At 55.3% G+C, this 24,472-nt stretch carries 24 protein-coding genes and 2 tRNA genes; 15 read left to right on the top strand and 11 right to left on the bottom strand.

Features of this window, described 5'->3' with window-relative positions:
• Positions 1-14: 14 nt before the first annotated feature.
• On the bottom strand, positions 15-1,763 hold the full coding sequence (locus tag MPN23_RS04245; protein WP_243546323.1) for a hypothetical protein: 1,749 nt from the start codon (positions 1,761-1,763) through the stop codon (positions 15-17).
• Between the two features lie 268 nt (positions 1,764-2,031).
• Between MPN23_RS04245 and MPN23_RS04240 the strand changes: the two genes are divergently transcribed.
• Together MPN23_RS04240 and MPN23_RS04235 are read left to right on the top strand one after the other, a co-directional pair.
• Entirely contained in the window at positions 2,032-2,235 is a 204-nt protein-coding gene (locus tag MPN23_RS04240) for a DUF6485 family protein (RefSeq protein WP_243546321.1), read from the top strand.
• A gap of 63 nt (positions 2,236-2,298) precedes the next feature.
• Complete coding sequence (locus MPN23_RS04235) at positions 2,299-3,090, top strand: inositol monophosphatase family protein (RefSeq protein WP_243546320.1); 792 nt, start codon at positions 2,299-2,301, stop codon at positions 3,088-3,090.
• A gap of 15 nt (positions 3,091-3,105) precedes the next feature.
• On the opposite strand, the gene MPN23_RS04230 is transcribed toward MPN23_RS04235, so the two are convergent.
• Entirely contained in the window at positions 3,106-3,510 is a 405-nt protein-coding gene (locus tag MPN23_RS04230) for an NUDIX domain-containing protein (RefSeq protein WP_243546319.1), read from the bottom strand.
• A gap of 6 nt (positions 3,511-3,516) precedes the next feature.
• Here MPN23_RS04230 and rimI point away from each other — a divergent pair, with 6 nt between their 5' ends.
• The 5 genes from rimI (at position 3,517) to MPN23_RS04205 (ending at position 6,661) form a co-directional block, all read left to right on the top strand.
• A complete protein-coding gene (gene rimI / locus MPN23_RS04225; protein WP_243546317.1) occupies positions 3,517-4,191 on the top strand; it encodes a ribosomal protein S18-alanine N-acetyltransferase in 675 nt (224 codons plus the stop codon).
• Between the two features lie 30 nt (positions 4,192-4,221).
• The gene (locus MPN23_RS04220; protein WP_243546316.1) at positions 4,222-5,424 is read left to right on the top strand and encodes a phosphoglycerate kinase; all 1,203 of its coding nucleotides are present in this window, start codon (positions 4,222-4,224) and stop codon (positions 5,422-5,424) included.
• On the top strand, positions 5,421-6,173 hold the full coding sequence (gene tpiA, locus MPN23_RS04215) for a triose-phosphate isomerase (protein ID WP_243546314.1): 753 nt from the start codon (positions 5,421-5,423) through the stop codon (positions 6,171-6,173). The genes MPN23_RS04220 and tpiA overlap by 4 nt, the downstream gene beginning before the upstream one ends.
• Before the next feature lie 43 nt (positions 6,174-6,216).
• A complete protein-coding gene (gene secG / locus MPN23_RS04210) occupies positions 6,217-6,561 on the top strand; it encodes a preprotein translocase subunit SecG (RefSeq protein WP_243546312.1) in 345 nt (114 codons plus the stop codon).
• Positions 6,562-6,574: 13 nt separating this feature from the next.
• A tRNA-Leu gene (locus MPN23_RS04205) sits at positions 6,575-6,661 on the top strand.
• Between the two features lie 60 nt (positions 6,662-6,721).
• Here the strand turns inward: MPN23_RS04205 and MPN23_RS04200 are convergent.
• Genes MPN23_RS04200 through MPN23_RS04190 form a run of 3 tightly spaced genes read right to left on the bottom strand, consistent with a single transcriptional unit; the run spans position 6,722 to position 7,972 of the window.
• Positions 6,722-6,952, bottom strand: coding sequence for a hypothetical protein (locus tag MPN23_RS04200; RefSeq protein WP_243546310.1), 231 nt, complete (start codon positions 6,950-6,952; stop codon positions 6,722-6,724).
• 23 nt (positions 6,953-6,975) lie between these two features.
• Complete coding sequence (locus tag MPN23_RS04195; protein WP_243546308.1) at positions 6,976-7,284, bottom strand: AzlD family protein; 309 nt, start codon at positions 7,282-7,284, stop codon at positions 6,976-6,978.
• Entirely contained in the window at positions 7,277-7,972 is a 696-nt protein-coding gene (locus MPN23_RS04190) for an AzlC family ABC transporter permease (protein ID WP_243546306.1), read from the bottom strand. The genes MPN23_RS04195 and MPN23_RS04190 overlap by 8 nt, the downstream gene beginning before the upstream one ends.
• Positions 7,973-8,238: 266 nt before the next feature.
• Here MPN23_RS04190 and MPN23_RS04185 point away from each other — a divergent pair.
• Positions 8,239-8,325 (top strand) — tRNA-Leu (locus MPN23_RS04185).
• 54 nt (positions 8,326-8,379) lie between these two features.
• Here the strand turns inward: MPN23_RS04185 and MPN23_RS04180 are convergent.
• From MPN23_RS04180 to MPN23_RS04155, 6 genes are all read right to left on the bottom strand, one after another.
• Entirely contained in the window at positions 8,380-9,342 is a 963-nt protein-coding gene (locus MPN23_RS04180) for an ABC transporter substrate-binding protein (protein ID WP_243546304.1), read from the bottom strand.
• A gap of 16 nt (positions 9,343-9,358) precedes the next feature.
• A complete protein-coding gene (locus MPN23_RS04175) occupies positions 9,359-10,237 on the bottom strand; it encodes a transporter (RefSeq protein ID WP_243546303.1) in 879 nt (292 codons plus the stop codon).
• A gap of 437 nt (positions 10,238-10,674) precedes the next feature.
• Complete coding sequence (locus tag MPN23_RS04170) at positions 10,675-12,789, bottom strand: tetratricopeptide repeat protein (RefSeq protein ID WP_243546302.1); 2,115 nt, start codon at positions 12,787-12,789, stop codon at positions 10,675-10,677.
• 499 nt (positions 12,790-13,288) lie between these two features.
• On the bottom strand, positions 13,289-13,567 hold the full coding sequence (locus tag MPN23_RS04165; RefSeq protein WP_243546300.1) for a transcriptional regulator: 279 nt from the start codon (positions 13,565-13,567) through the stop codon (positions 13,289-13,291).
• A 31-nt stretch (positions 13,568-13,598) separates the two neighbouring features.
• The gene (gene folK, locus MPN23_RS04160; RefSeq protein WP_279388710.1) at positions 13,599-14,108 is read right to left on the bottom strand and encodes a 2-amino-4-hydroxy-6-hydroxymethyldihydropteridine diphosphokinase; all 510 of its coding nucleotides are present in this window, start codon (positions 14,106-14,108) and stop codon (positions 13,599-13,601) included.
• Positions 14,096-15,262 carry an LL-diaminopimelate aminotransferase gene (locus tag MPN23_RS04155; RefSeq protein ID WP_243546298.1) on the bottom strand — a complete coding sequence of 389 codons (1,167 nt, stop codon included), beginning with the start codon at positions 15,260-15,262 and terminating at the stop codon, positions 14,096-14,098. The genes folK and MPN23_RS04155 overlap by 13 nt, the downstream gene beginning before the upstream one ends.
• 191 nt (positions 15,263-15,453) lie before the next feature.
• On the opposite strand from MPN23_RS04155, the gene xerD reads away from it, so the two are divergent.
• The 7 genes from xerD to MPN23_RS04120 all read left to right on the top strand — a co-directional run bounded on the left by xerD (position 15,454) and on the right by MPN23_RS04120 (position 24,462).
• Positions 15,454-16,383, top strand: coding sequence for a site-specific tyrosine recombinase XerD (xerD, locus tag MPN23_RS04150; protein ID WP_243546296.1), 930 nt, complete (start codon positions 15,454-15,456; stop codon positions 16,381-16,383).
• Between the two features lie 24 nt (positions 16,384-16,407).
• Positions 16,408-19,092 carry a CBS domain-containing protein gene (locus MPN23_RS04145; protein WP_243546294.1) on the top strand — a complete coding sequence of 895 codons (2,685 nt, stop codon included), beginning with the start codon at positions 16,408-16,410 and terminating at the stop codon, positions 19,090-19,092.
• A gap of 231 nt (positions 19,093-19,323) precedes the next feature.
• Entirely contained in the window at positions 19,324-19,809 is a 486-nt protein-coding gene (locus tag MPN23_RS04140) for an HIT family protein (RefSeq protein ID WP_243546293.1), read from the top strand.
• 11 nt (positions 19,810-19,820) lie between these two features.
• Positions 19,821-20,186, top strand: coding sequence for a LapA family protein (locus tag MPN23_RS04135; RefSeq protein WP_243546292.1), 366 nt, complete (start codon positions 19,821-19,823; stop codon positions 20,184-20,186).
• 8 nt (positions 20,187-20,194) lie between these two features.
• Entirely contained in the window at positions 20,195-21,337 is a 1,143-nt protein-coding gene (locus MPN23_RS04130; RefSeq protein ID WP_243546291.1) for a tetratricopeptide repeat protein, read from the top strand.
• 51 nt (positions 21,338-21,388) lie between these two features.
• On the top strand, positions 21,389-24,004 hold the full coding sequence (gene mutS, locus MPN23_RS04125) for a DNA mismatch repair protein MutS (RefSeq protein ID WP_243547348.1): 2,616 nt from the start codon (positions 21,389-21,391) through the stop codon (positions 24,002-24,004).
• Positions 24,001-24,462, top strand: a complete 462-nt coding sequence (locus MPN23_RS04120) for a hypothetical protein (RefSeq protein WP_243546290.1) — start codon at positions 24,001-24,003, stop codon at positions 24,460-24,462. Before mutS ends, MPN23_RS04120 begins: the two co-directional genes overlap by 4 nt.
• Positions 24,463-24,472 lie beyond the last annotated feature (10 nt).

Genomic DNA, 24,472 nt, shown 5'->3' with positions numbered 1-24,472 from the left:
TGTTGGTACTGGAACTAGAAGCCTATGCTGCGAGTGCCGCCGGTGGACATGCGGGATTTCCGGATGGAACGGAATTCGTCCAGAAGCGCCACGAGGCGATAGTACAGCCGCTTGGTTTCAAGGCCGTATGCGGACAGCTCCTCGTCCTTCTTTTCCACATAATTGCGTTGCAGATACCTGTCCGAGACCATGTCCTCGCCAATGACGAGAACTTTTGCGACGAATTTGTCGAAATAGTTGACGATTTCAAACTTCAATTCATTGAGTATGGATGTCATCAGCTCCAAGGTCCTTCGGTAGCCGATGCGTTCGCCCTTGTAGCGTCTGGCGTGGAGATCCTCAAGCGCCCTGATTTTTCGCGCCTGCTGAATCTGGCTGTATTTCGACCAGACTTCCTGATGAAGGTCGAAGAGTTCATTGAAGACGTCGTAGTTGTCCGGGGCGAGCAGATACCCGTCCAGAACGCGCACCACCTGTGCATAGTATTCATCCGAGTAGTCGATGATCCGGTGCATGTGCTTGGACAGCCAGCTGAACAGGAATTTCAGTCGTTTCTCGTGCGTATCCGTGTCCGTGACGTTTTCCCGGCGCTTGTAGTTCACCGTGCCCTTGAATTCGCCGCGCACGATGTCGTTGAGTCGCAGGATCATGTTCTGGACGTCCTGAATGATGTTCAGATGATCCAGAATTCGCCCGGTGATCGGGTGAATGACTTCCTGCGTGCGGACGGAAAGCGCTCTGTCTTCCCGGATGTTGCGGGAGTTGTAGTCGTGCTGCTGGTAGGTGACGCGAAGTATCACGACCCGTTTCTTTTCGTCCACGAAAAAGCCCTGATCCTTGAGCAGGGCGATGGCTTCGGTCTGATTCTCATTGACCTGCACCAAAGCGATCTTCTCCACCTTGGGATGGGCTTTCCGACGTCTTGCGCTGACTGCCAGCGGAGACGTGAACGTGGTGATGGTCCTGTCGCTCTGGCCGAGGACGCGGATCATGAATCGTTCCCCCTGACGCAACAGGCGGCGAGCGAACATGGCGGCCGAGGTGCGACGCTCCGAGACAATGGGAAATCCGTGCAGTTCCATGAGAAAATGGTACACGAACAGTCGGTTGCACTCGTACATGAAGCTGTCGCCCGGCTTGAATTTGCCGATTTTCAGGCCGAACTGCTTGAGCTCGGAATCCAGATTCGAGGGCAGGGAGGCGTAAATCCCCTGAAGTCCGAACGCGCCGGAACTGTCATGGGCAATGATGTGCGCGCGTTCAAGTTCGAGGAGGAAGGGAAGCATGTTCTCGTAGTTTTCCAGAGCGCATATGTCCGAGTCGTGCATTTGCTTCACGAATTCGGCGTGATGCCGTTTGGGCAGGCGGCTCAGAAACGTGCGGGTGTTGGCTGCCGAGACATTGCCTTCCAGAGAGCAGGCGTCGGCTTCGAAATCCAGTTGCCAATCCGTAAGGGAATGCAGGGAATCATATTGAAATATTTCCTGAAAGGAACTCAGGGGACGCTCGAAGACAACTGCCGTGAACCCCGGCAATGCCTTGTATTCGTAGAGATCCACTTCAAAGGAGGGAAGCAGTTCGCGAGATTCGACCAGAGGATATTCTTCGGTCTCGAAATACGGTTTCAGGAGGCAGTGCTTGATATGCAGCCAATCGAAATGGGATTTGACCTGCTCGATAGTACGCAACTCCAGCGGAGTTGCCTCGCTGGATTCATTTTTTCGGAACAGTCCCGGAACTTCGCTGAAAGCCTTTTCCCACATTATTGGTCTTTTGGTGAACGTGTGATGATTGATTTCATCGTATTCGCAAAGGGCTGAGTTGACCAGTATTTTATGCAATCAGGTTCGGGATTTGGCAACGGGCTATTGGGAGAGTCGAGCCGGGGGCTGGTGTGAATGCTTCATTCGGGAATCGTGCGATTATCAGGTTTGCGACCTCGAATATTGACACCCGTTTAAAGGTGACGTAGTATTCATGACCTCGTTAACAGGCTGGCAAGTTTGATTTTTCCTTTCAAGGTGGGGTGGTATGAAAAAAAAGGACCAATGCCCTCGGGCAAAGATCAATGAACAATACTGTACCTGTACATACCCTTGCGACAGGCATGGTATCTGTTGCGAATGCCTGCACTACCATCGGCAGCGTGGGGAACTGCCCGGATGCTATTTCACTCCGGAAGAGGAAAAGACCTACAATCGGACAGTGGAATTCTTTGTGCAGCGGCGTTCATAGCCGGAGCTGTTCCAATTTGAACGGGCGGTTTTCAACCGCCCGTTTTTTTTGTATGTACACTGCATGCACAACAGCGACCTTTCCCAATTGCTCGACTCCTTGATTCCCGTGGTTGCCCGTTCCGGCGAAATCATTCGCGAGGCCGACGGCAGAGAGCGCCGGATTCGGCACAAGGGCAGAAACGATCTTGTCACGGAAACCGATCTCGGTGTCGAGCTGTTTCTCAAGGAACAGCTTGCCGCATTGGTTCCCGAGGCTGACTTTCTTGCCGAGGAGACGGCCAAGCAGACCGAACCGGGTGAATTGACATGGATAATCGATCCTTTGGACGGCACCACGAATTTTGCGCACGGCTTGCCGTTCGTGGCGACTTCCGTGGCGCTCTGGCATCGTGATCGTGTTGTGGCTGGTGTGATCAATCTGCCGCTGCTGGGCGAATTGTACAGCGCGGGCAAGGGGATGGGGGCTTTTCGCAATGGTGCCCCCATTCATGTCTCCCGCGTTGACGACGTGCAGGACGCTCTGGTTGCCACCGGATTTCCCTATGCCATCGAGGAGCATCTGGACACGGTCCTGCGTCATTTGCAAACGCTGCTTCCCGCTTCGCAGGGGGTGCGTCGGCCCGGGGCCGCGGCCTTGGATTTGGCCTATGTGGCTTGCGGTCGATATGATGCCTTCTGGGAAAGCGCATTGAATCCCTGGGACGTGGCTGCCGGAATTCTGCTGGTAAACGAAGCGGGCGGGTGCATCAGCGAGTTTGATTCGGCAACCCCGCATCGGTTGCGTTCGCCGAATATACTGGCCTCCAACGGCCTTCTGCATGAAGCCATGGCCGGGCTGCTTGCTCGACAATAGAAGGAGCTGGCCGGATCAGGAATCAATGGTTCCGGTTTCCCACAGGGTGACGAGCTGCGGAGTAAGCAGTTCCCGAAAGTTCCTGACCAGACAGGTCAGTTCTTCTCTTGAATAGTAATAGCCTTCGTCCACAGCTTCCGGGTTGGGCGTTATGGTGAGCGTATTTCGATGCAGGGCAAAAATGGAAACGAATTCAAACCCGGTTTCCGGGCAGGCGGGGAGTTGCCGCACGAAGTGCAGGCGGTCGGTTTCAAGCCCGAGCTTGTCCCGGACCACACGGACCGCAGCTTCGGAAAACGATTCGCCCGGTTCGGTGTGCGTACTTGCGGAAACATCCCAGCGGCCCGGGTAGAACTGTTTCTTTCTGCTTCTCTTCTGTAGATATATCTTGTTGTCCGGATCAAAGATGAGCACCAGCACGGACTTGTGATACAGAAGATGCCGGTGGGCTACATCCTTGGGGATCAGGGCAAGGGGCGGCGGCTGGCATCATCCACCACTTCGACCAGACCGTCGAACCTCTTGTCGGGTTCAAGAAAGGCGTTTCTGTTTGTCATTGCCTGCACGTACCTGAATTGTTTTGCTTTACGTTTAAACTATGTATACACTGCATCACAGGGATTTTCCAGAATTATGAGTGCCCAGTCCCGATCAGGCAAAACGTCGTTCAATGTCATTCGCCTTGGCGAAAACGACGTGGATGACCTTATTGCCCTTGAATCCTTATGTTTTGCCTATCATTGGACCAGAGAGCAGTTTCTGCTCGGTCTGGAACGAAATGCCTTTGTCGTCTTCGGCATTCGAGAAGCCGAACGACTTGTCGGCTACATCGCGTTTTCCGTGATTCTGGATGAAATGGAAATTCTCAATATCGCGGTCCATCCCGATGCCAGACGGCGGGGGATGGGCGCGGTCCTGTTGGAGAGCGCGCTTGCGTACTCCCGGGAAAAACAGGTGGCCAAAAGTTTTCTGGACGTAAAGGAAAGTAATGCGCCGGCCATAGCCCTTTATGAAAAATACGGGTACAAGCAGATTGGCGTCCGAAAGAAATATTACCCGGACACCCGGGAGGACGCCCTGCTTTATCGTTGTGACCTGTAGGACAGCAGCAATCAGAATCGGAGATATGTCATGCAATTCATAGATCAACTTGATATCACGAACAAAAAGCTTCTTTTTCGTGTCGATTTCAATGTGCCTCTGGATGGGAAAACCATTACGGACGACAACCGTATTCGTGCGGCGCTTCCCACATTGCAATACGCGCTGGACAGGAATGCCGCTGTGATCGTCTGTGCGCATCTGGGCAAGCCCAAGGGAGAGGTCCATCCCGAGCTTTCGCTTGCGCCTGTTGCCGCGCGCCTTGCCGAACTTCTGGAATGCAACGTGGACCTGGCTCCGGATTGCGTGGGCAATGAAGTGGAACGCATGGCCGCCGAATTGAAGCCCGGCCGGATTCTGATGCTGGAGAACCTGCGGTTTCACAAGGAAGAGCAGGGCAAGACCCCGGAAGATCGCGGCGACTTCGGTGCCCGGCTTGCTTCCCTGGCCGACATCTATGTCAATGATGCCTTTGGTGTGGCCCATCGGGCCAATGCCTCGGTCGTGGACATTCCGGCTCACAGTCCGATCTGCTGCGCCGGCTTTCTGCTGAAGAAGGAATGGGAATATCTCGGGAAAGCCCTGAAGAATCCGGCGCGTCCCTATGTGGCCATTTCCGGTGGAGCCAAGGTTTCCACCAAGCTGGGCATTCTGCACAACCTGCTGGGCAAGGTGGATGACATCATCATCGGCGGAGCCATGGCCAACACGTTCATGCTTGCCAAGGGCTACGAAGTCGGTCGTTCTCTTGTGGAAAAGGATTTGGTGGACGAGGCCCGGACCATCATGGACAAGGCCGAATCCAGCGGTTCCACGCTCCATCTGCCCACGGATTTCGTGTATGCCGAAGATGTCAAGGCCCAGAAGGCTTCGGGAGTTTGCGCTGCGGATGCCATCCCCGCAAACAGCATGGCTCTGGACATCGGCCCTGAAACAGCAGCCGCGTTCAATGCGGTTTTGAAAAAGGCGAAAACCATAGTCTGGAATGGACCCATGGGATTGTTTGAAGTTCCGGCATTTGCCGAAGGCTCCCTGTCCCTTTGCCGGACCATGGCCGACCTTGAGGATGCCCTGACCATCGTGGGCGGAGGCGACACCGATGCCGTGGTGCATCAGGCCGGACTTGCGGACAGGTTCAGCTTCATCTCCACTGGCGGTGGTTCCTTTCTCGAATTTCTCGAAGGCAAGGAGCTTCCCGGCTTCAAGGCCTTGAAGGAGTGCGTGAAGAAATGAAGAAATTGATGGCAGCCAACTGGAAGATGTACAAGACCTGGGATCAGGCATGTGCCACGGCCCGGGAGCTGGTCCAACTGGCCGCAAAACAGCTTCCTGAGGATCGGGAAGTGCTTGTTTTTCCGCCTTTTACTGCCTTGCGTGGCGTTTCCGAGGCTTTTGCTTCCTCCGACTTCATGACCGGAGGGCAGGATTTTTATCCCGGGGAGGAAGGTGCGTTTACCGGCGAAATTTCTCCCATGATGCTGGACGATGCCGGGGCGGTTTACGGCTTGACCGGACATTCCGAACGCAGGCATGTTCTGGGCGAGCCCGATGAGCTTGTTGCGGCCAAGACTGCCTATGGTCTGGACAAGGGGTTGAACGTCATCCTGTGCATCGGGGAAAGGATCGAGGAAAGAAAGGCCGGAAAAGTCGAGGACGTGCTCAAGCGGCAGCTGGAGATCGGCCTTCAGGACGTGCCGAGGGATGTTGATCCGGAGCGGTTGAGCATTGCCTATGAACCTGTCTGGGCCATCGGTACCGGAGAGGTTGCCGGGCCTGAGGAAATCAAGGCCGCGCACGGTTTCATCAGAAAAATCCTTTTGGATATCTTTGGTGAAAAGGCGAATGAAATCAGAATATTGTACGGCGGAAGTGTCAAATCTGCCAATTGTGCCGAGATCATTTCCCTTGACAATGTCAATGGTGTGTTGGTAGGAGGCGCGAGTTTGCAGGGCGAAAGCTTCAGCCAGATTGTACTGGCTTAATCTGCAAGCTTTTTTCAACGAGTCAGGGATAGAGGAAGAGACCTTGGAAACCATACTGATAGTTGTTCACGTTCTTGTTTGCATTTTCCTGATCGTCCTGGTGCTGCTGCAGAGCGGCCAGGAGGGCATGGGAGTTATTTTCGGCGGAGGCAGTTCCTCCATGTTCGGCAGTTCTGGTGCAGGCGGTCTGCTTGCCAAGGTGACCGCCGGACTTGCCGCGCTTTTTCTTCTGACTTCCCTGGGCTACAACGTGCTTACGGGCAACAAGGTTGCGGATCAGGACTCCATCATGATGCAGGGCGAGGGCGTGGTGAAACCCATTGTCCCGGCCGAGCAGCAGAAACCGGCGATCCAGTTCAAGGATTCCGGGGAGGCCAAGTCCGAATAGCCCTCTTCGATATGCCGAGGTGGTGGAATTGGTAGACACGCTGTCTTGAGGGGGCAGTGGAAGAAATTCCGTGGGGGTTCGAATCCCCCCCTCGGCACCACGAAATCAAAAGGAACAGCCTGCAATTGCAGGCTGTTCCTTTTTTTTGTGCAAGTTTTTTTCAACTTTCAATACCCATATGCTTCAATACGGCACGGCCAATTGCTTCCGGTTCCAATTTGACAGGATGTCCTTCTTTCTCAACGCCTACATGAAGTTTTTCCCCTTCAGGACGAACCGTTCGCTTGATGAAAAGTGCAGAGACTTTACCCTCGCGATTGCCAACATAAAGACGCAGCCCCCGTCGATTCGGATGGTTTTCCCAGTCCTTGATATGGGAATTTTCAGCCATTTTCATTCCTCCTGTTTTTTGCATTATGCTCCGAACATCTGCAATTGCCTGAGAAATGCGACGGAACAGACGCCAGCCATCAAAGCGAGAGGCATGCTTTTGCATTTGAAGGCGATGACAAGGGTGATGCCTGCGGCAACGGCTTCGGCCGGGCCTGTTGCAAATACCAGAGGGGCGAGCAGAGCAGCCAGAATGCTTGCAGGCAATTGGGCCAGACAGGCTTCCAAACGATGGTTGCCCTTGACCAGCCGAACAAAAAAGGGGCCGCAGATTCGTGTCAGGTAGGTGACCAGTGCCATGCCGCCTATGGCCAGAATGCTGTCGTTATCCACGATCCCTCCAAAGTCCGGTCAGGCTCCCGGCCAGTCCCCCGAGGATGATGTACCATTTGCCGGGGATGAAGTGGTGGGCGCACAGGGCTGTTGCTCCGGCTACAACCCACGCGGGCAGGTCTCTGTTGTCCCGCCACAGTCCGGCCAGCAGTGCAAGGAATACTGCGGTGAAGGCGAAATCCAGTCCGAATTTTTCCGGAGACGGAATGGCTGCCCCGAGCAGGTATCCGCTCAGCGTTGCGCCCATCCATGTAAACCAGAGCACGATTCCGCAGCCAAGAAGGAATCCCATGTCGGCCGTTTTCTTGTTGAGCGCGCCGATTGTCAGTGCCCAGCTTTCATCCACGAGGAAGAACAGCAGGCCGCAACTGGTGCGCGGAGGAATGCCCTGCATCCACGGAGCGAGCGACGCGCCCATGAGAATGTGCCGCAGGTTGACTATCAGCGTCGTAACGATCAGGGCCATGACCGGCAGGGGATGTGTCCACATGTCCAGAGCAACGAATTGCGCGGAGCCCGCATAGACCAGTCCGCTGGACAGGGCGGCTTCGAGCAGTGTCATGTCTGCCTCTCGTGCCAGCAGACCGTAAACCGTGCCGTAGGCCAGAACGCTCAGGGCCACGGGAATTGTCTGTAGCGCTCCAATGCGGATGGATGCCGTGGTGAGACGAAAATGAATTTGTGTCATATTTGTTTTGTCTTGTTGAAATGTTTCGATCTTATGGGAAGCCAACGGGATAGGCAATCGAATACGGATGGGCGTTCGACTGTTTTTTTAACGGCTGTCGGATTCTTTTCGGGGCGTTTTTCGGGAAAAAACGGTTTTGATGGCTTTTTTTCAAGAAAAATCATTTTTCTTTCATTACTTCCTTGACTTATGCGCAGCATCCGGGCAAAAGGTTTTTCCCGGACGCGACGAGGCCAACTCAAACGTTCGGCAGTTCATTGCATAGAGCCGAGGTGGTGGAATTGGTAGACACGCTGTCTTGAGGGGGCAGTGGAAGAAATTCCGTGGGGGTTCGAATCCCCCCCTCGGCACCATGTAAAAAAGGGCCGCAACCATATTGGTTGCGGCCCTTTTTTACATGGTGCGCACTATTGCTGCAGTGCCTGGCTCCATTGGCGGAATATGTGGGGGTATTCCAGCACGCCGGAGTCTCCGTAAAACGGAAGGCTGTATACGGCATTGTTGCGGATGGCCGGAATTTGCGAGAGTTCCGGATTCCTGGCGATAGCCTTTTTCAGGGCGAGCTGGACGGCAAACGCGTCGCCTGTCGCCACGATGACGTCGGGATTAGCCTTGGCAAGCCCTCTGAGCCTGCCGCCCGAGACATGCCCCTTGGTAATCTTCATGGTGTCCGAGATCATGGCGTCAGCGGCATTGCGACAACCCAGCGGAGTCAGGATGTACTGGTCGGAATAGCCGCCCGGGGCTTCGATTCGGACAAAGCCTTTGCCGGACAGGTCGGAATAATTGCCGTTCAGGATCAGGACGCGTTTGCCGAGCCCCTTGGGCATGTTTTTTTCCACCTTTGCCATCTGCTTTTCATATTCCGCGACAACCCTTCTGCCATGTTCCTCGACATTCAAAAGCCGCGCGGTCTGCATGATGGCCGGGGCAACCCCTTGGCCGAAGTCCACGAATTCGACTGTCACTCCGGGGATATCCTTGACCAATTCGGCTGCACTTTCCGGTTTGACTTTGGGGAAATACAGGCAGAATTTTTCATTTCTTTCAATGATGACACGGGTAATTCCGTGAGTCTTCATGTAGTTGGGCACGGTTTCCGGCTCCTTGACCGTGACCCGGTTGGGGCAGCCGAGCAATTGGGTCGCCAGACGCAACTGATCCCCTTTTGACCAGATCGATGCACGGACCGACATGGCTTCGGGAATCACGCCAAGCTTCAGAGCGACGTCCACGAGACGGTCTCCGATCATGATGGCCCTGATTTTTTGCGGAACCGGATGCGGATGGGCAAAGGCCGTACCAAAGGCCACGACCGAAAAGAGAAAGGTCAGGCACAGGGTCAGCAACATCAATTTTCTGTTTTTCATTTGGATATCCTCGTGATTAGAAACTGAACCCGAGGCGGGTAACGACTTGGAATTCTTCACCCAGCCCGAATTTGCCCAAGCGTTCCGGAGTTCCGGGTTCGCCATTGAGATTGCGATACATGACCAGAGGGACGCCGAGTGACAGATGGCATTTGTCCGTGATTTTCCAATGAACGCCCGGGGTCAGGAATATGGTGTGCCCACCGGTGTTCACTGTCGAGGCATGATCGTATCGATGTGATTCCTGAGCTACGCCGTTCAGTTCCAGTTCAAGGTCAAAGTACTTGTTCAGGGCATAGCCGTACCCCAGATTGTACAGGAACTGATTGCCCTTGCGGGAACCATGCGCACCATCGCCCGGGATCGTGTACATGAAGTGCGCGTCGACGCGGGAGCGTCCCATGAATCTGGTCGCGCCAAGTTCGAATTTCGGGTCCCAGGAGCCGGTGCCGAGTTGGCCGCCCGGGCCCATGTACTTGTGGGTTTTGGAAAAGGGCAGGGGATTCTTGTGGTCGGCATCCCCCGTGGGAAGTTTCAGGCCCGCTCCGATGGCCAGATTCATCCAGTCGCCCTTGCGCTGGCTCATCAGGGCATAGCGGCCCATGATGACAACATCGCCAAGTCCGGACAGATTGTCGGTGTCGACGTGCTTCGGGGTAATCCCTGCTTTGCGTTTCACCTGCTTGTCCCAGAAGGGGACCATGATGCGGGCTTCGAAATTATCGAAAATGCCGGCTTTTGCCGTCATTTGATAGAGCATGTTCACCCGGTCGTATTTTCCGTTGTAATTCCCCTTTTTTTCCGTGCTGCCGTCAAACAGTTTGTCCTTGTGCACGTATTTGGCTTTGACGCAGGCCGTGACCTTTCCCCTGGGAAGCACCATCCCATTGGACATGTTGACCAGTCCGATGCATTTCACCGGTTTTGTGTCAGGACGATTCTTCAGTTTTTTTTCCGAGTTCTTGCCTCCACCCATGACCGGGCCGGCCAGAGCTTCAGGTACTGTTGCGGAAAACAGCAGAAGAGCGGCAAGGAGTAGTGAAGATAATCGTTTCAAATGTTCCTCCTGTTTGTTTTTGCCAAATCCTTCCCTCCGGGATTTTAATGAAATCGAAAATCGTTTTCATTTTCAACAAGGGCGAGGATTAGCCGAAGAAGGAATGGAGTGTCAAGAAGATATGATTCCGTAAATAAAGACTAAATTGGTGTGAAATGAGGCAGAGCCGAGGCGTCCTCAAACAGGTGGACACCAAAGGAATTTCTTCAAGGACGAGATGAACCAGAAAAAGGGCGCACTCCGATCGGAGTGCGCCCTTTGCTTTTGGGGTACTGCTAGAAGGGGTAGACCAGCGCGCTTTTTCTGTCGGTCTTTCTGCCCATCTTCTTCTCGATGGCGGCGAGTCGGGCCTTTGCGGCGTCGCGTTGTTCCTTGCGGTCGGCTTGTTTGACCACGGTTCCGAGCAGTCGTTTGGCGGTTTCGTATTTCCCATTGCGCTCGTAAATGATGGATGCGCGGTACATGGCGGTCAGAGCCCAGATATTTTCCTGCGGGTACTGCCAGGCCAGTTTGAGGTAATAATCCAGCGCCTTGCGGCTGTTGCCCATGCCCTGTTCTCCTTCTCCGAGCCAAAACAGGGTTTCGGCCTGAAGTTCGGTCGAGAGCGAGCCCCGTTGTTCCCAGAGTGCGAGCAGCTCGCGTTCCGCCGCCTTGAAATTGCGGCGTTGCTGCAGAAGCAGGGCCACGCGAAGCCGCGTCATGGCGGGTACCATGTCATTGGAAAGACTGACCAGCTCGGTATATGTCTCAAGAGCCTTGTCCGGCCGTCCGGATTCCAGTTCCAACCGAATTTTGGCATCGAGCCAGGAGGCGCGCAAAGGTTCGGGCAGCATGCGTTCGTTGATCTGATTCAGATAGAAGGCGGCAAGCCGCAAATCCTTTTTGCGGACTTCGTGGTCGGCCAGTGAAAGCAGACTTTGGATGCCGAAGGAAGTTCCCTTGAAAAGGAAGGCGGCTCGTTTGGCCAGATTGACGTCTTCTCCGGCGCCAAGGCGCTGCTGCCAATAGGCGAGGAGAAGCAGACGATCCATCGGGTAGGTGTCCGTGGCAAAATCTTCCAGTTGGTCGTCGGAAATCGCGGTCCAGAAGGGGGCTTCATGGGAAGCCGCAAGGTCCAGCCCTGCAGCGCCACTCAGGGAGGAGAGGAGAGGGGCTTCCTGAAATGAAAGTCGAGTATCGGACGTCAGAACATCCTTCAAGTTTTCCTTGAAGAGAAGCATTCCTGCCAGTTTCAATGAAAGAGGGAGGTTCCGTTTATCCACATTGGCCCAGAGGGAGCTGGCCAGAACGGTTTCTCCGTGCGTCAGTGCATAGGCCAGCTTGAAGTTGCGAAGGAGTCTGGCGGTCTGTTCGGAAATGAGCATGGATCCCAGCTCCTTGTCGATGGCCTGATAGGCTTCGGCAGGGGCCATGTCCAGAAGCTCGTTGCGGAATCGGGTCCACGGCGTGGAATCGGGATTGCCGAGGAACCATGCGTCCCGGTTTTCCGCATACCGGGAAAGAATGTCTCCGGACCAGAACGCCAAGGGCTTGAGATAGCCTTCGGCGCGGTAGGGGGCCATGTTCAGATTGCTGCTTCCCGATTCGAGAAAGGATTCCAGATCGAGCCAGAATTGGCGGACGGTTGAAGCGGATATCGTGTTCAGCAGTTCCCTGGCCTTGTCGAATTGCTGAAGGGAGAGCGCGGCAGCGGCCATGCCGATAACGCGAGTATCGTTCGGGGAGACGGCAGTGGTGGCAGGAGGAGTGCTTGATGTCGAGGTCTGAGGAGCTGCTTCCGCTATGGCGGTTCCGGAGATGCGCTCAAGAATGAAGCGGGCTTTCTCCCAGAATGGACCTCCCCAGACTTTTTCCGCAATCTCAAGGCTTTCATTCAGGGTTTTCAGTTGGGCCTCCCGAGAGGCGGTGAAATTGGCATCACATGTCCATAAAAGATTGCGCCAGGCATCGCGCCAGACAATATCAAGCCGAGGTTCCGCCTTGCAGCGGGCGGCCAGTGTCTTGTCGTCCATGTGCCGGGATGCCTGGGAAAACCAGAGCACGGCGCGGGAGAGGTCTCCAAGGGCCCGGTGTGCCTGACCGCCGATCCACAGCCGGGAAGCCTCTGAAGGATCGTCGTCAAAGGCCGGAGTCATTTCCACGATCTCCAGGGCCTTGTCCGGCGAGTTGAGGTTCAGATACACCTCGGCGCGCTTGAGGGTGGATGTTTCGGAAGTCGCAACCGATTCCTGAGTCGCATATTCCTTTTCCAATTGGTCCCATGCGCCATATTTTTCAAGCCAGTGCTCAAAGGATTCCGCGGGAGCCGCGTCAGCAGGTCCGGCGCCAGCCAAAAGCAGGGCGCAAAACAATGCAGCCAGAAAAGAGGAATGGAAGAGAGGTGCTTTCATGAGCAGTCTTATGGGGTTTCTCGGACATTTTTTTCAAATTTTCGATGTGTAATCTAGCAGCAGCCAGAAAAATGCTCAACGGCGCAAATTTGGGTCCTGTGTCGAATCGAAACCCATCGGAAAGCGTAATTTACATGTCCAAAGGGGGTTGCCATTTTTAAAAGTTTACATAATTTACATTATGAGACATCAAAATGATATTGATTTTATCTCTTTAATATCTGGATGTTGTGTCAAGTATGGCCTTGGTTCAAGTTCTCTTTGAAAGGTCAAAACCGGTTTTACCGAATTAAGCAGCGACTGAATTTTGAGTGTTGCTTTTTCAGGTAAGACACTTACCGGTCAGGATGGGCTGTCTGTCGTTGATTGGTTGGAAAACTGGCTTTGTCAAATGACCTAAAGTCAACTATTTCTGCAGGTTAAGTGTGTGTTTGTCAACTGACTAAGTTCTTTGCGTAAAAAAAGGGCTCGAAATGAGCCCTTTTGTGTCCGAGATGATTTAGTCGTCTTCCTTTTCAATGGTCACCGCTTCAAGCTGCTTCAAATACTTGTCCCGGCACTCATAGGAACAGAACACATGAACCTTGTCCCCTTCCCTGACGCGGATGTCTCCGTCCTTTTTGACGTAGGTCCCGCAGATAGGGTCCTTGACCATTTCGCCGGTAGCGACTTTACGCTTGGTTTCCTTGGCCTGGTTCATCTCCCGCTTCTTCTTGTCGCCCATGAACAGCTTGTACACAATGAACAGGGCAACGCCTATGATTACAAATTTCAGCATGATGTCGTCCTTTCGGCGGTGGCCGCGAGCATTAGTCCTGCCAGATCTTCCTGTCTTCCATCCTGTAGGAAATGGAATCGAGTGCCTGGTCGATTGTGGTTCCGTCGGGAAACACGAGGTCCGGGGCAATTTCCTTCAGCGGGATGAGCACGAACGCCCTCCTGGTCGCTCTGGGATGCGGAATGGTCAGGAAATCGCTTTCCTGAACGGAATCCCCCCAGAGAAGGATGTCCATGTCCAGTGGACGCGGACCATCCTTTTTCCCGCAGGTTCGACCCAACTGTCCTTCTATGGCCTTGCAGGTGGACAGAAAGCCTTCCGGAGACCATATTTCCGCGTCGATTTCCAGTTCCACCACCTGATTCGTGAACCAGGGCTGATCCTTGATCTCGCCCTGCGGTTCGGTCTGGTAGTATTCGGACTGCCGCTTCAGGGTGATCTCGTCACCATAGGTTTCCAGCCGCGCCAGAGCCTCGTTCAGGTTGTCCTCGGGTTCGCCCATGTTGGAACCAAGGCCGACGTAGCAGGTTACAGTTTGGATATCCGTGATACCGCCTCCTCGAGCAGATCATTGTTCACGGTCAGGGAGATGCGGAAATACCCTTCTCCCGGCTTGCCGAAGCCGTTGCCCGGGGTGAGCACCACGCCTGTCTGCTTCAGGACGCTGGTCACGAATTCGGACGAAGTATGGCCTTCGGGGGTGTTGCACCAGAGATAAAAGGATGCGTCGGGCACGCGATGCCTGATGCCGATCTTGTTTAGGGCATGGCTCACCACGTCGCGGCGTTCCTTGTAGATGGCCCTGAATTTTTCGGCGTGAGGTTCGCCGTGCCTGAGAGCGGCGACTGCCGCTTCCTGAACAGCCTGGAAGATGCCGGAATCCACGTTTTCCTTGACCTTGCCGAGACCGGCCACGAGCTGCGGGTTGCCGACGGCCATGCCGATGCGCCAGCCCGTCATGTTGTAGGTCTTGGACAGGGAATGGAATTCGATGGCCACATCCTTGGCGCCCGGGGTTTCCATGATGGAAAGCGGTTTTTTGGCCGGATCGTAGTAGATTTCCGAGTATGCCAGATCCGACACCACGATCACGTTGAACTCACGAGCCTTGTCCACCAGTTTTCTGTAGAATTCAGGGGTGGCCGTGGCTGCCGTGGGGTTGTTCGGGTAGCACACGAAAATCATCTTGGCCTCGCGCCAGGTGTCTTCGTCGATGGCGTCGAGATCGAGCAGGAAGTCGTTTTCCTCAAGCAGCGGGAAATATTTGACTCTTCCACCCGCAAAATTGGTGGCAACCGGATAGACCGGATAGTTCGGCGTCGCCACGATCGCCAGATCCCCGGGGTTGATGAATGCCAGGGGGAAGTGCGCGATTCCCTCCTTGGACCCGATCAGGCTCACGATTTCCGTGTTCGGGTTCAGATCCACATTGAACCGCTCCTTGTACCAGTCCGCCACGGCCTGCCGGAACGCCAGCATGCCGATATAGGACGGATACTGGTGGTTCACGGGCTTTTTCGCGGCTTCATGAAGCGCTTCAATGATGAAATCGGGAGTGGGCAGATCCGGGTCGCCGATGCCCAGGCTGATGATGTCCATGCCCTGTGCCGCGACCTCCGCCTTTGCCTTGTCGATGGCGGCGAAAAGGTACGGGGGCAGCATGGCCAGCCTGTCAGCGAGCTTGAAATTTGACATGTATACTCTCTCCTTGAAAAAACGTAAGAAAGAAACTCATAAATGGGGTGCGCATCACTGTCAATGGTCGCCCTTGCGCCCTGCTCCGCTCTTGTGGGCGTTTGATGGAACGTGTAGGCTTTTTCCGAATCCGCATTCGTGCAATGTGCGGAAATGCTTTTTTATCAGCAACCGAAGCGTGTGATCAAGGCATGGTTGAAACAGCAGATACCCTCTCTTCTTCCGAACAGGTCGCGGTCCACCCCTGGGTGGATCGCTATCTTGAGCATCTGCTCGTGGAAAAGGGCCTTTCCGAAAACAGCCTCAGCGGATATTCCACGGACCTTTCTTCTCTGCTTGATTTTCTGGAGAGCAAATCCGCCACGCTCGAAGAGGTGACGAGCCGCGTCCTTTTCTTGTATCTCACGCATCTGAGGGTGCGGGGGTTGGCGAGCCGTTCTCTGGCTCGGCATCTTTCTTCCCTGCGCGGTTTTTTCGTTTTCGCCACCGAGGAAGGCTGGTACAGGGAAAATCCTGCCCAACTGCTGGAGAACCCCAAGCTGCCCAAGAAACTGCCCGAATTCCTTCTGCGTGAAGAAATGGCCCGCATTCTCGCCCTGCCGGACACGAGCACTCGGCTGGGCATGCGTGACCGCGCCATGCTGGAGCTTTTGTACGCGGCCGGGCTTCGCGTTTCCGAACTGATCGGACTCAGAGTGCTGGACTACGACCCGCAGACCGGATTGTTGCGTGTCTTCGGCAAGGGTGCCAAGGAGCGGCTGGTTCCGGTTCACTACACGGCACAGGAAGTTCTGGCCCAATATCTTTCGACCACGCGTCCGACTTTTCGCCCGGCTCAGGATTTTCTGTTTCTCAACCGCTCCGGCAAGGGGTTGAGCCGTCAGGGCGTGTGGAAACTGATCAAACGCTATGCTGCCGAGGCCGGAATCAAGCGCAGCATTTCTCCGCACACGTTCCGCCATTCCTTTGCCACGCATCTGCTGGAAGGCGGTGCGGACTTGCGCACCGTGCAGCTTTTGCTCGGCCATGCGGACATCAGTGCCACGGAGATATACACGCATGTGCAGGCCGGACGGCTTCGGGCCCTGCACAAGGAATTTCACCCGAGATCAGGCATGTAACCCTTCAGAATTCAGAACCACGACATGACCACACCCAAAGCCAAGATTCAGGCGGACACCATAATCACCGCCCACGCCAATGCGGATTTCGACGCACTTGCCGCCATTGTCGCAGCCAGCAAGCTGTATCCGGATGCTGTTCTGATTTTTCCCGGTAGTCAGGAAAAGAATCTGCGCAACTTCTACATCCAGAGCACGACGTACCTTTTCAATTTCAAGGCATTCAAGGACATAGACCCGGATTCGGTGAAGCTGCTCGTGGTGGTGGACACCCGGCAGCGGTCGCGATTGCCGCATGTGCGCCCTCTTCTTGAGCGCGATGACATTACAATACATCTATATGATCACCATCCGGATTCGGACGAGGACCTTGCTGCGGAAAAAAGCGTGGTCAAGCCGTGGGGATCGTCCACGGCCATTCTTGTGGCGGAAATGCGCGCTCTGGGCATCGAGGTGAACCGGGAGGAAGCCACCATGCTCGGGCTCGGCATATACGAGGACACCGGTTCGTTCGGTTTTTCGTCCACCACGGAACATGATCTTGCCGCTGCAGCATGGCTGCGCGGTCACGGCATGGACATCGACGTGATAACCGACCTGCTGTCACGCGAATTGTCCGTGGAGCAGATTACCAACCTGGGTACCCTGCTGGAAAATGCCACTACATATGACATTCATGGCATCGAAGTGGTGGTGACCGAAATTTCCACGGAAAAATTCGTCCCGGATTTCGCGTTCCTGATCCACAAGCTGGTGGACATGGAGGAAATCAACGTGGTGTTCGCGCTCGGACGCATGGGAGACCGGATTCATCTTGTGGCCCGGTCCAAGAATCCCGACGTGAACGTGGGCCAGATTTGTTCCTCCCTTGGCGGAGGCGGACACGCGTACGCGGCTTCCGCCACCATCAAGGACAGGACTCTTGCCGAGGTGCGCGACGACCTGTTCGCCCTGTTCTACTCGCAGATCAACCCGCAGGTGGTTGTGGACGGGCTGATGTCGCGTCCTCCCATCACCATCGGGGACGACAGGACTCTGGACGATGCCGTTGAACTGCTGACGCGGTTCGGACTCAAGGACGTGCCCGTGCTGGCTGCGGGAACCGAACACTGCGTGGGCATGATCAGCCACAACATTGCGGACAAGGCGGTTTCCCATGGACTCGGGGACATCAATCTGACCGAATACATGGTCCGCAGGTTCAATACCGTGGCTCCGGACACGGATTTGTATCAGGTCATGGAAATCATTCTCGGCAACCGGCAGCGCATGCTGCCCGTTGTGGATGACGACAAGCTGGTCGGAGTGATCACCCGCACCGACCTCATGAATCTGCTCATCGAGGAACCGGCCCGGATTCCGGAAACCCTGCTGCCTGATCGGCGCAGGGAAAAGAACATTGCTTCCACCGTGTCCAACAGGCTGCCGCCGGATCTGCTTGAACTGCTTCGTGCTGCTGGTGAACTGGGACAGGATTTGGGATGGGAAGTCTACACCGTCGGCGGTTTTGTCCGTGATATTCTGCTCAGCCGAAGGAATTACGACATCGACCTTGTCGTGGAAGGCGACGGCATTGCCTTTGCCTACGCCCTTGCCGAAAAGCTCGGCGGCCGCGTCAAGGCGCACCGCAAGTTCAGGACCGCAGTCGTCATTCTGGACAAGGACGACCAGCGGGTGGACGTGGCCACGGCCCGGCTGGAATATTACGAGTATCCGGCGGCCCTGCCTACTGTTGAACTGTCTTCCATCAAGATGGACCTGTACCGACGCGATTTTACCATCAACGCCCTGGCTCTTCGCCTGAATCCGGATCGCTTCGGACAGCTCGTGGACTTTTTCAGCGCGGAACGGGACATCAAGAACAAGGCTGTCCGGGTCCTGCATTCCCTCAGCTTCGTGGAAGACCCGACGCGCATTTTGCGGGCCATCAGATTCGAGCAGCGTTTTGATTTCAATATCGGTGGTCAGACCATGCGTCTGATCAGGAATGCCCTGAATCTGAATTTGTTCAACAGACTTTCCGGAAGCCGAATCATGCACGAGATGCAGGCGATTCTGGCCGAGGATAATCCTCTGCGCTGTCTGGAACGCATGGAGGAGCTGGGAATTCTCGAAGCCATTCATCCACACCTCAAGCTGACTTCGGACAAGGTTGTCGTGCTTCAGGAACTGGTCAAGGTGCACAACTGGTACAAGCTGTTGTATCTGGAGCCCGAAGTCCAGCCGTGGAAGCTTTTCATGCTGGGGTTGACCATGGGGGTGAAACGCGACGAAATCAGTCAGGTTGCGAGACGGCTGCATTTCTCCAAGCGCGAGGAGCGTGAGTTCATTCATATGCGCAGCATGATCGGGGACGCGCTCATGAAGTTGATGAGCTGGAAGGAGGGCCGCTCCAAATTGAGCCGACTGTTTTTCATCCTCGACCCCATGCCCCTGGAGGGGGTACTCTTTCTCATGGCTCGGAGCCGCAAGGAGGAGATTCGAAGGAACATTTCCCAGTACCTTGCCAGATTGCGCTATGAATCTCTGGAAATCGACGGCAATGATCTGCTGGAGCTGGGCATTGAACCCGGGCCGGTCTATGCCCGGATACTCGAACGGGTAACCGCCGCGATGATCGATGGTCGAACGGTTTCGCGGGAGCAACAGCTCAAGCTAGCCTTGAAGCTTTCCGGAAGACTTGCGGAGAATACAGAGGATGCGAATTGATTTCCCGATGGTTGGCTCTTGCTCTCTTGTGGCAAGACGTGTAAATAAACCAAGCTGTTTCATTATGCAGCCCCGGTCCCGCCGTTGCTTGGCTCTGGCTTGTTCCGGATGATGGAATTGGAATGCGACAGGCTCGTCCTGCCCGACTTTTGAAAGGTTCCGGTTGCGTTGCTTTTTTTGTTTTTTCGCATTGCCTTGGAACTGGTGAAATCTGAGTTGGAGTGATACGGTATGGACGTTTTGTGGGCGCCGTGGCGTCTCGATTATATTCTTGGACCCAAACCGGATGAATGCGTGTTCTGCATTCCGGAACACACGGATGAGGATGAAGAACGGCTCGTGCTCGCCCGCGGCAGGCACTGCTTTGTCATCATGAACAAATTTCCCTATAATAATGGGCATTTGATGGTCACTCCGTACAGGCATGTAAGTTGTATTACGGACCTGACGGAGGAAGAGGCCAATGACTGCATGCTCTGGGTTCGTCGCTGCGTCAAAATCCTCAAGCAGGCCTTCAACCCCCAGGGGATCAATGCGGGACTCAACATAGGCGATGCGGCCGGCGCGGGAATTGCTGCGCATCTGCATTTTCAGATTGTGCCCCGTTGGAGCGGCGACGCTTCGTTTATGGCGGTTTTCGGAGAGACCACGGTCATTCCCGAACACCTTGCCTCCACGTACGGAAGGCTCAGGCCTCTTTTTGATGAAATAGCCTAAGGAGAGTGTGCATGCGTTTTGTAAAAGTCCTTTTTCTGGTGCTTCTGTTCGTTCTGTCCATCCTGTTCTTCAACCAGAACGACGCATTTTTGTCCCAGGCAAATCAGCTTGTGCTGGATATTCCCTACATCGCCAGCTTCAAGTCGGTTCCCCTGCCCTACTACCTGATCGTGCTGATCGCGTTCGCGGCAGGTTCCATTCTGACCATGCTGTATTTTCTGGCCGACAAGTTTCGCGGTTCCGCCAAGCTCAAGGAATGCCGCACCCGCATGGCCAGCCTGGAGCAGGAGTTGAATTCCCTGCGCACCATGCCCATCAATGACGATCCTTCTCTTCCGGCCACGTCCGAGGAAGAGAAAAAGGACGAACAGAACTAGGAATCCGTATGGCCTGGAATTTTTTCCGCCGCAAGAAGACAGGCATTGCACCGAAACTCGACATGGCCCGGGAGGCCGGAGGAGCCGATGCGCCTCCGGTGCAGGACACCCGCGCCGCCATCGAGGAGCTGAGCCGCGTTGTCAAGAACGACCCCGAAGCGGTGGAAATCTACCTTGCCCTTGGCAGCCTGTACAGGTCTCAAGGGGAGATAGAACGGGCCATTCAGATCAGAAACAGTCTGATCCTCAGGCCGGGCCTTGATGCAAGATTCAAGGCCCGTGCCTGGTTTGAACTTGGGCGCGATTTTCGGCGCGGAGGTTTTCTGGATCGGGCTTCCAGCGCTTTTGCCGAAGCGCGTTCCCTTGGATACGAACCCACTGCCATTCTTCTGGAAAATGCCCGTCTTGCCGCGCAGCGCAGCGATTTCGAACGCGCTGCCGAGGCTTACGGACAGCTCGGTCTTCCCCTGCCTCAGGCGCATTACTATGTCCGTCTTGCTCAGGAACGGTTTCGTGACGGTGCGGATTCCCAGGGGGCTCGAGCTCTCCGGCATGCGTTCCGAGCCTATCCCGGATCGCCTGAAGCATGGTTGCAGAAGATCGAACAGGCATATTTTTCCGGCAATCGTTCCAAGCTGGCTTCGGTCTTTGCCGAAGCTCTGGGCAATGTGGAGCCGGAATTGTGCTTCGTGCTCATGGATGAATTGTATCGCATGGTGGACCGGACCGAAACTCGCAGGCAGGCCGATGCCGACGAGGCAACAGGTCGGGAGTGTTCTCCCAGGGATGTTCTCAAGGCCGTGCTTCCGGCCATTGAAGAGCGTGATCAGGATGTGCTGCTCCTGTTTTATGCCGCCAAGATACTGCTTCGCTTCGATGAAATTTCCCAGGCCAGAACATGGCTTGAAAAGGCGCTGCTGCTGCATCCGGACTTCTGGCTGGCTCGGCTGGAACTTTTCGAGCTTTCCAGAAACGAGCAGAGCCTGACTCCCTTCTTCAAGGAACAGTTGAATTTCTTTCTGGCTCGTGCACACGAGGTTCGCAGGTTCTATTGCAGAAAATGCGGGCTCAAGCGCGATCAGGTATTTTTCGTGTGTCCGCGCTGTCATACGTGGCATTCCATAGCCTTCAGGACCGATTTTTCCCAATAAAAGACGTAAATAAAGGGTGGGCGACTCGTGGCCGAGAAAAAACTGACCCCCATGCTTGAACAGTATTTGCAGTTCAAGCATGAGCATCCGGATGCTTTGCTGTTTTTCCGCATGGGCGATTTCTATGAGCTCTTTTTCGAAGATGCCGAAGTCGTGGCCCGTGCCGTACAGATAGCGCTCACCAGCCGGAATCCCAAGGACGACAACCCGATTCCCATGTGCGGAGTGCCCCACCATTCCGTGGAGCCGTACATGAGCCAGCTTCTGGACAAGGGATACAAGATTGCGATCTGCGATCAGATCGAGGACCCCAAGCTGGCCAAGGGGTTGGTCAAACGCGCCGTAACCCGGGTGCTGACTCCGGGAACCGTTGTGGAAGATGCCAATCTCAATGCCAAGAATCACAATTATCTCGGCGCATTGTTCTGGAGTGAATCCAAGGGACGCGGCGGTTTGGCGTGGCTGGATTTTTCAACCGGTCAATGGTCCGGGCTGCATTCCAGAAAACAGGCCGAGCTGTGGCAATGGGCAGTCAAGATCAATCCGCGGGAACTGCTGTTGCCTCAGGGAACCAAGGTGCCGCCGCAGTTCGGCGAACTGTCGCCTCAGGTGACCACCACGCCGTCCGGCTCCTATTTTGATGCTGCGGCAGCGGCCCGTCGTCTCAGGGATGTGCAGAAGACCGCCGGGCTTGAAGCTCTGGATCTCGGAGACAAGCCGGAACTGGTTCGCGCCTGCGGCGCCCTGCTCGCCTATCTGGAGCAGACGCAAAAAGGCAATTTCGGACATCTGGGCGAATTCCGTCCCGTAAACATGACCAAGTACCTGCTTCTGGACGAGGTCACGGAACGCAATCTGGAACTGTTCCGCCGCCTGGACGGCAAGGCCGGAGTGGGCACGCTCTGGAAGGTGCTGGACAGGACCATGACGCCCATGGGTGGCCGCCTGCTCGAAGCCCGTCTGCATCAGCCTTGGCGGGAATTGGGACCGCTGGAAAAGAACCTGTCCTGCCTCACCTTTCTGCATGAAAACGACATGCTTCGGACCGAGCTTCGTTCCGCGCTTGATTCGGTCTATGATCTGGAGCGGTTGTCCACGCGCATTTTTCTCGGCCGAGCCGCACCCAAGGATTTCATTGCCTTGCGCATGAGTCTGCGCATGCTGCCCACGATCCGCGACGCGCTTGTGCGTTCCGAAGGGGAAATGCCTCCGGCAATGGAAGAACTTGTCCGGAATTGGGACTCCCTTGAGGACCTGTGCGAGGTGCTGGAGGGGGCCTTGGTGGACAGTCCACCTCCGGCCATCACGGACGGTGGCCTGTTTCGCAAGGGGTATGACGCTGCACTGGATGAACTCATCGAACTGCATGAACACGGTGAAGACAAGATTCGCGCTCTGCACCGCAAGGAGCAGGAAAACAGCGCCATTCCCAAGCTCAAGCTCGGGTTCAACAAGGTTTTCGGCTATTACTTCGACGTGTCCAAGGCCTTCAAGGGGCAGGTACCGGAACATTTCATCCGCAAGCAGACTCTGGTGAACAGCGAACGCTACGTGACTCCGGAGCTCAAGGAAATGGAAGAGCGGATGCTTTCGGCCTCGGACGAACGCAAAGCTCTGGAATACCGTCTTTTCCTTGATTTGCGCGACAAGCTTGCCGCAGCCAGAAGCCGTTTTCTGTTCATGGCCGACACTGTGGCATCCCTTGACTACTGGCAGGGGCTTGCGGAAGTGGCGCGAGTCAATGGCTGGACCCGGCCGGATTTGCACGACGGCATGGAAATCGAAATCGAGGCAGGCCGCCACCCTGTTGTGGAAGACGCCATGGGCGGAGCCAACTACATCCCCAACGACATTCAGATCGATGAAAATCGGCGGATTCTGCTCATCACCGGTCCGAACATGGCTGGTAAATCCACGGTGTTGCGGCAGGTTGCCCTTTTCGTGATTCTGGCGCAGATCGGTTCGTATGTCCCGGCAAGGCACGCACGCATCGGGCTGGCCGACCGCATTTTTTCGCGGGTCGGTGCGTCGGACAATCTGGCGCAGGGGCAATCCACATTCATGGTGGAAATGACCGAGACCGCCCGCATTCTTCGTCAGGCCACCAAGCGCAGTCTGGTCATTCTGGATGAAATCGGACGCGGGACCAGCACCTATGACGGCCTGTCGCTGGCATGGGCCGTGGTCGAGGAACTTTCCACGCGCGCCCGGGGTGGCATTCGAACCCTGTTCGCCACCCATTACCATGAACTGACCAGTCTCGAAGGCTCCATCGACGGGTTGCGCAACCTGAACATTGCGGTCAAGGAGTGGAAAGGCGACATTGTTTTTCTGCGCAAGCTGGTGCCCGGGCCTGCGGACAGGAGTTACGGCATCGAGGTGGCCAAGCTGGCCGGAGTGCCTCGGCCCGTGGTTGAACGGGCGCGGGAAATTCTTGCGAAGCTCGAAGAAAAATCGCAGGATGAGCGTTCGGGCAAGATTGTGGATCGGGCCTCCCAATCCCTGCTGCCCGGCTTCGGCGTACCGAGGGTGGAAATTCCGGAAGAAATGACCGAGCATCCCGTGGTCACGCAACTGCGGGAAGTGGACGTGAACGGCATGACTCCGATTCAGGCGTTGGTCATGCTCAATCAGCTCAAGCAGACGCTTGACGACATGGAGCAATGATGCGTTTTTCCGTGATTCTGCCTGCTGCCCTGCTTGCCATGGCCCTGCTTCTGATTTCAGGCTGCGCCATCGGCAAGAAGGAATGGCCTTCCGCCGTGCCCAAGGAGGACAGGTTTTCCCTTCATGTGGAACAGGGAATGTTCGAAGGCGACTGCCTGCTGCTTTCCATTCGGGTGAGCGGCGCCGTGAATCGGCTTTGGGCCGTGAACGTTCAGTATGAATCCGTTGGCCTTGACGAGGGGGACGGATGCGAAGGCTGTCCGTTCATGCCCCGAACCGCCGAGTATTTTGCCCGCGGCCAGAAGGGGTTCGACCTGAATGGAAACGTGCTTTCGGTGAGTGTGTGCGGCTTGAATCCCGACAAGCAGTACCGCTTCCGCATTGCCGGGGAAAACGAACTGTCCGGCATGGACCTTGAGTACACCGAGGTTTTTGAGACTCTGTCTCAGATCGATTAATCGTCTTTTT

Source organism: Pseudodesulfovibrio tunisiensis, assembly GCF_022809775.1.
GTDB classification, from domain to species: domain Bacteria; phylum Desulfobacterota; class Desulfovibrionia; order Desulfovibrionales; family Desulfovibrionaceae; genus Pseudodesulfovibrio; species Pseudodesulfovibrio tunisiensis.
Note: the sequence above shows the minus strand (reverse complement) of the source record. Positions and strands in the feature narration are given on the sequence as shown.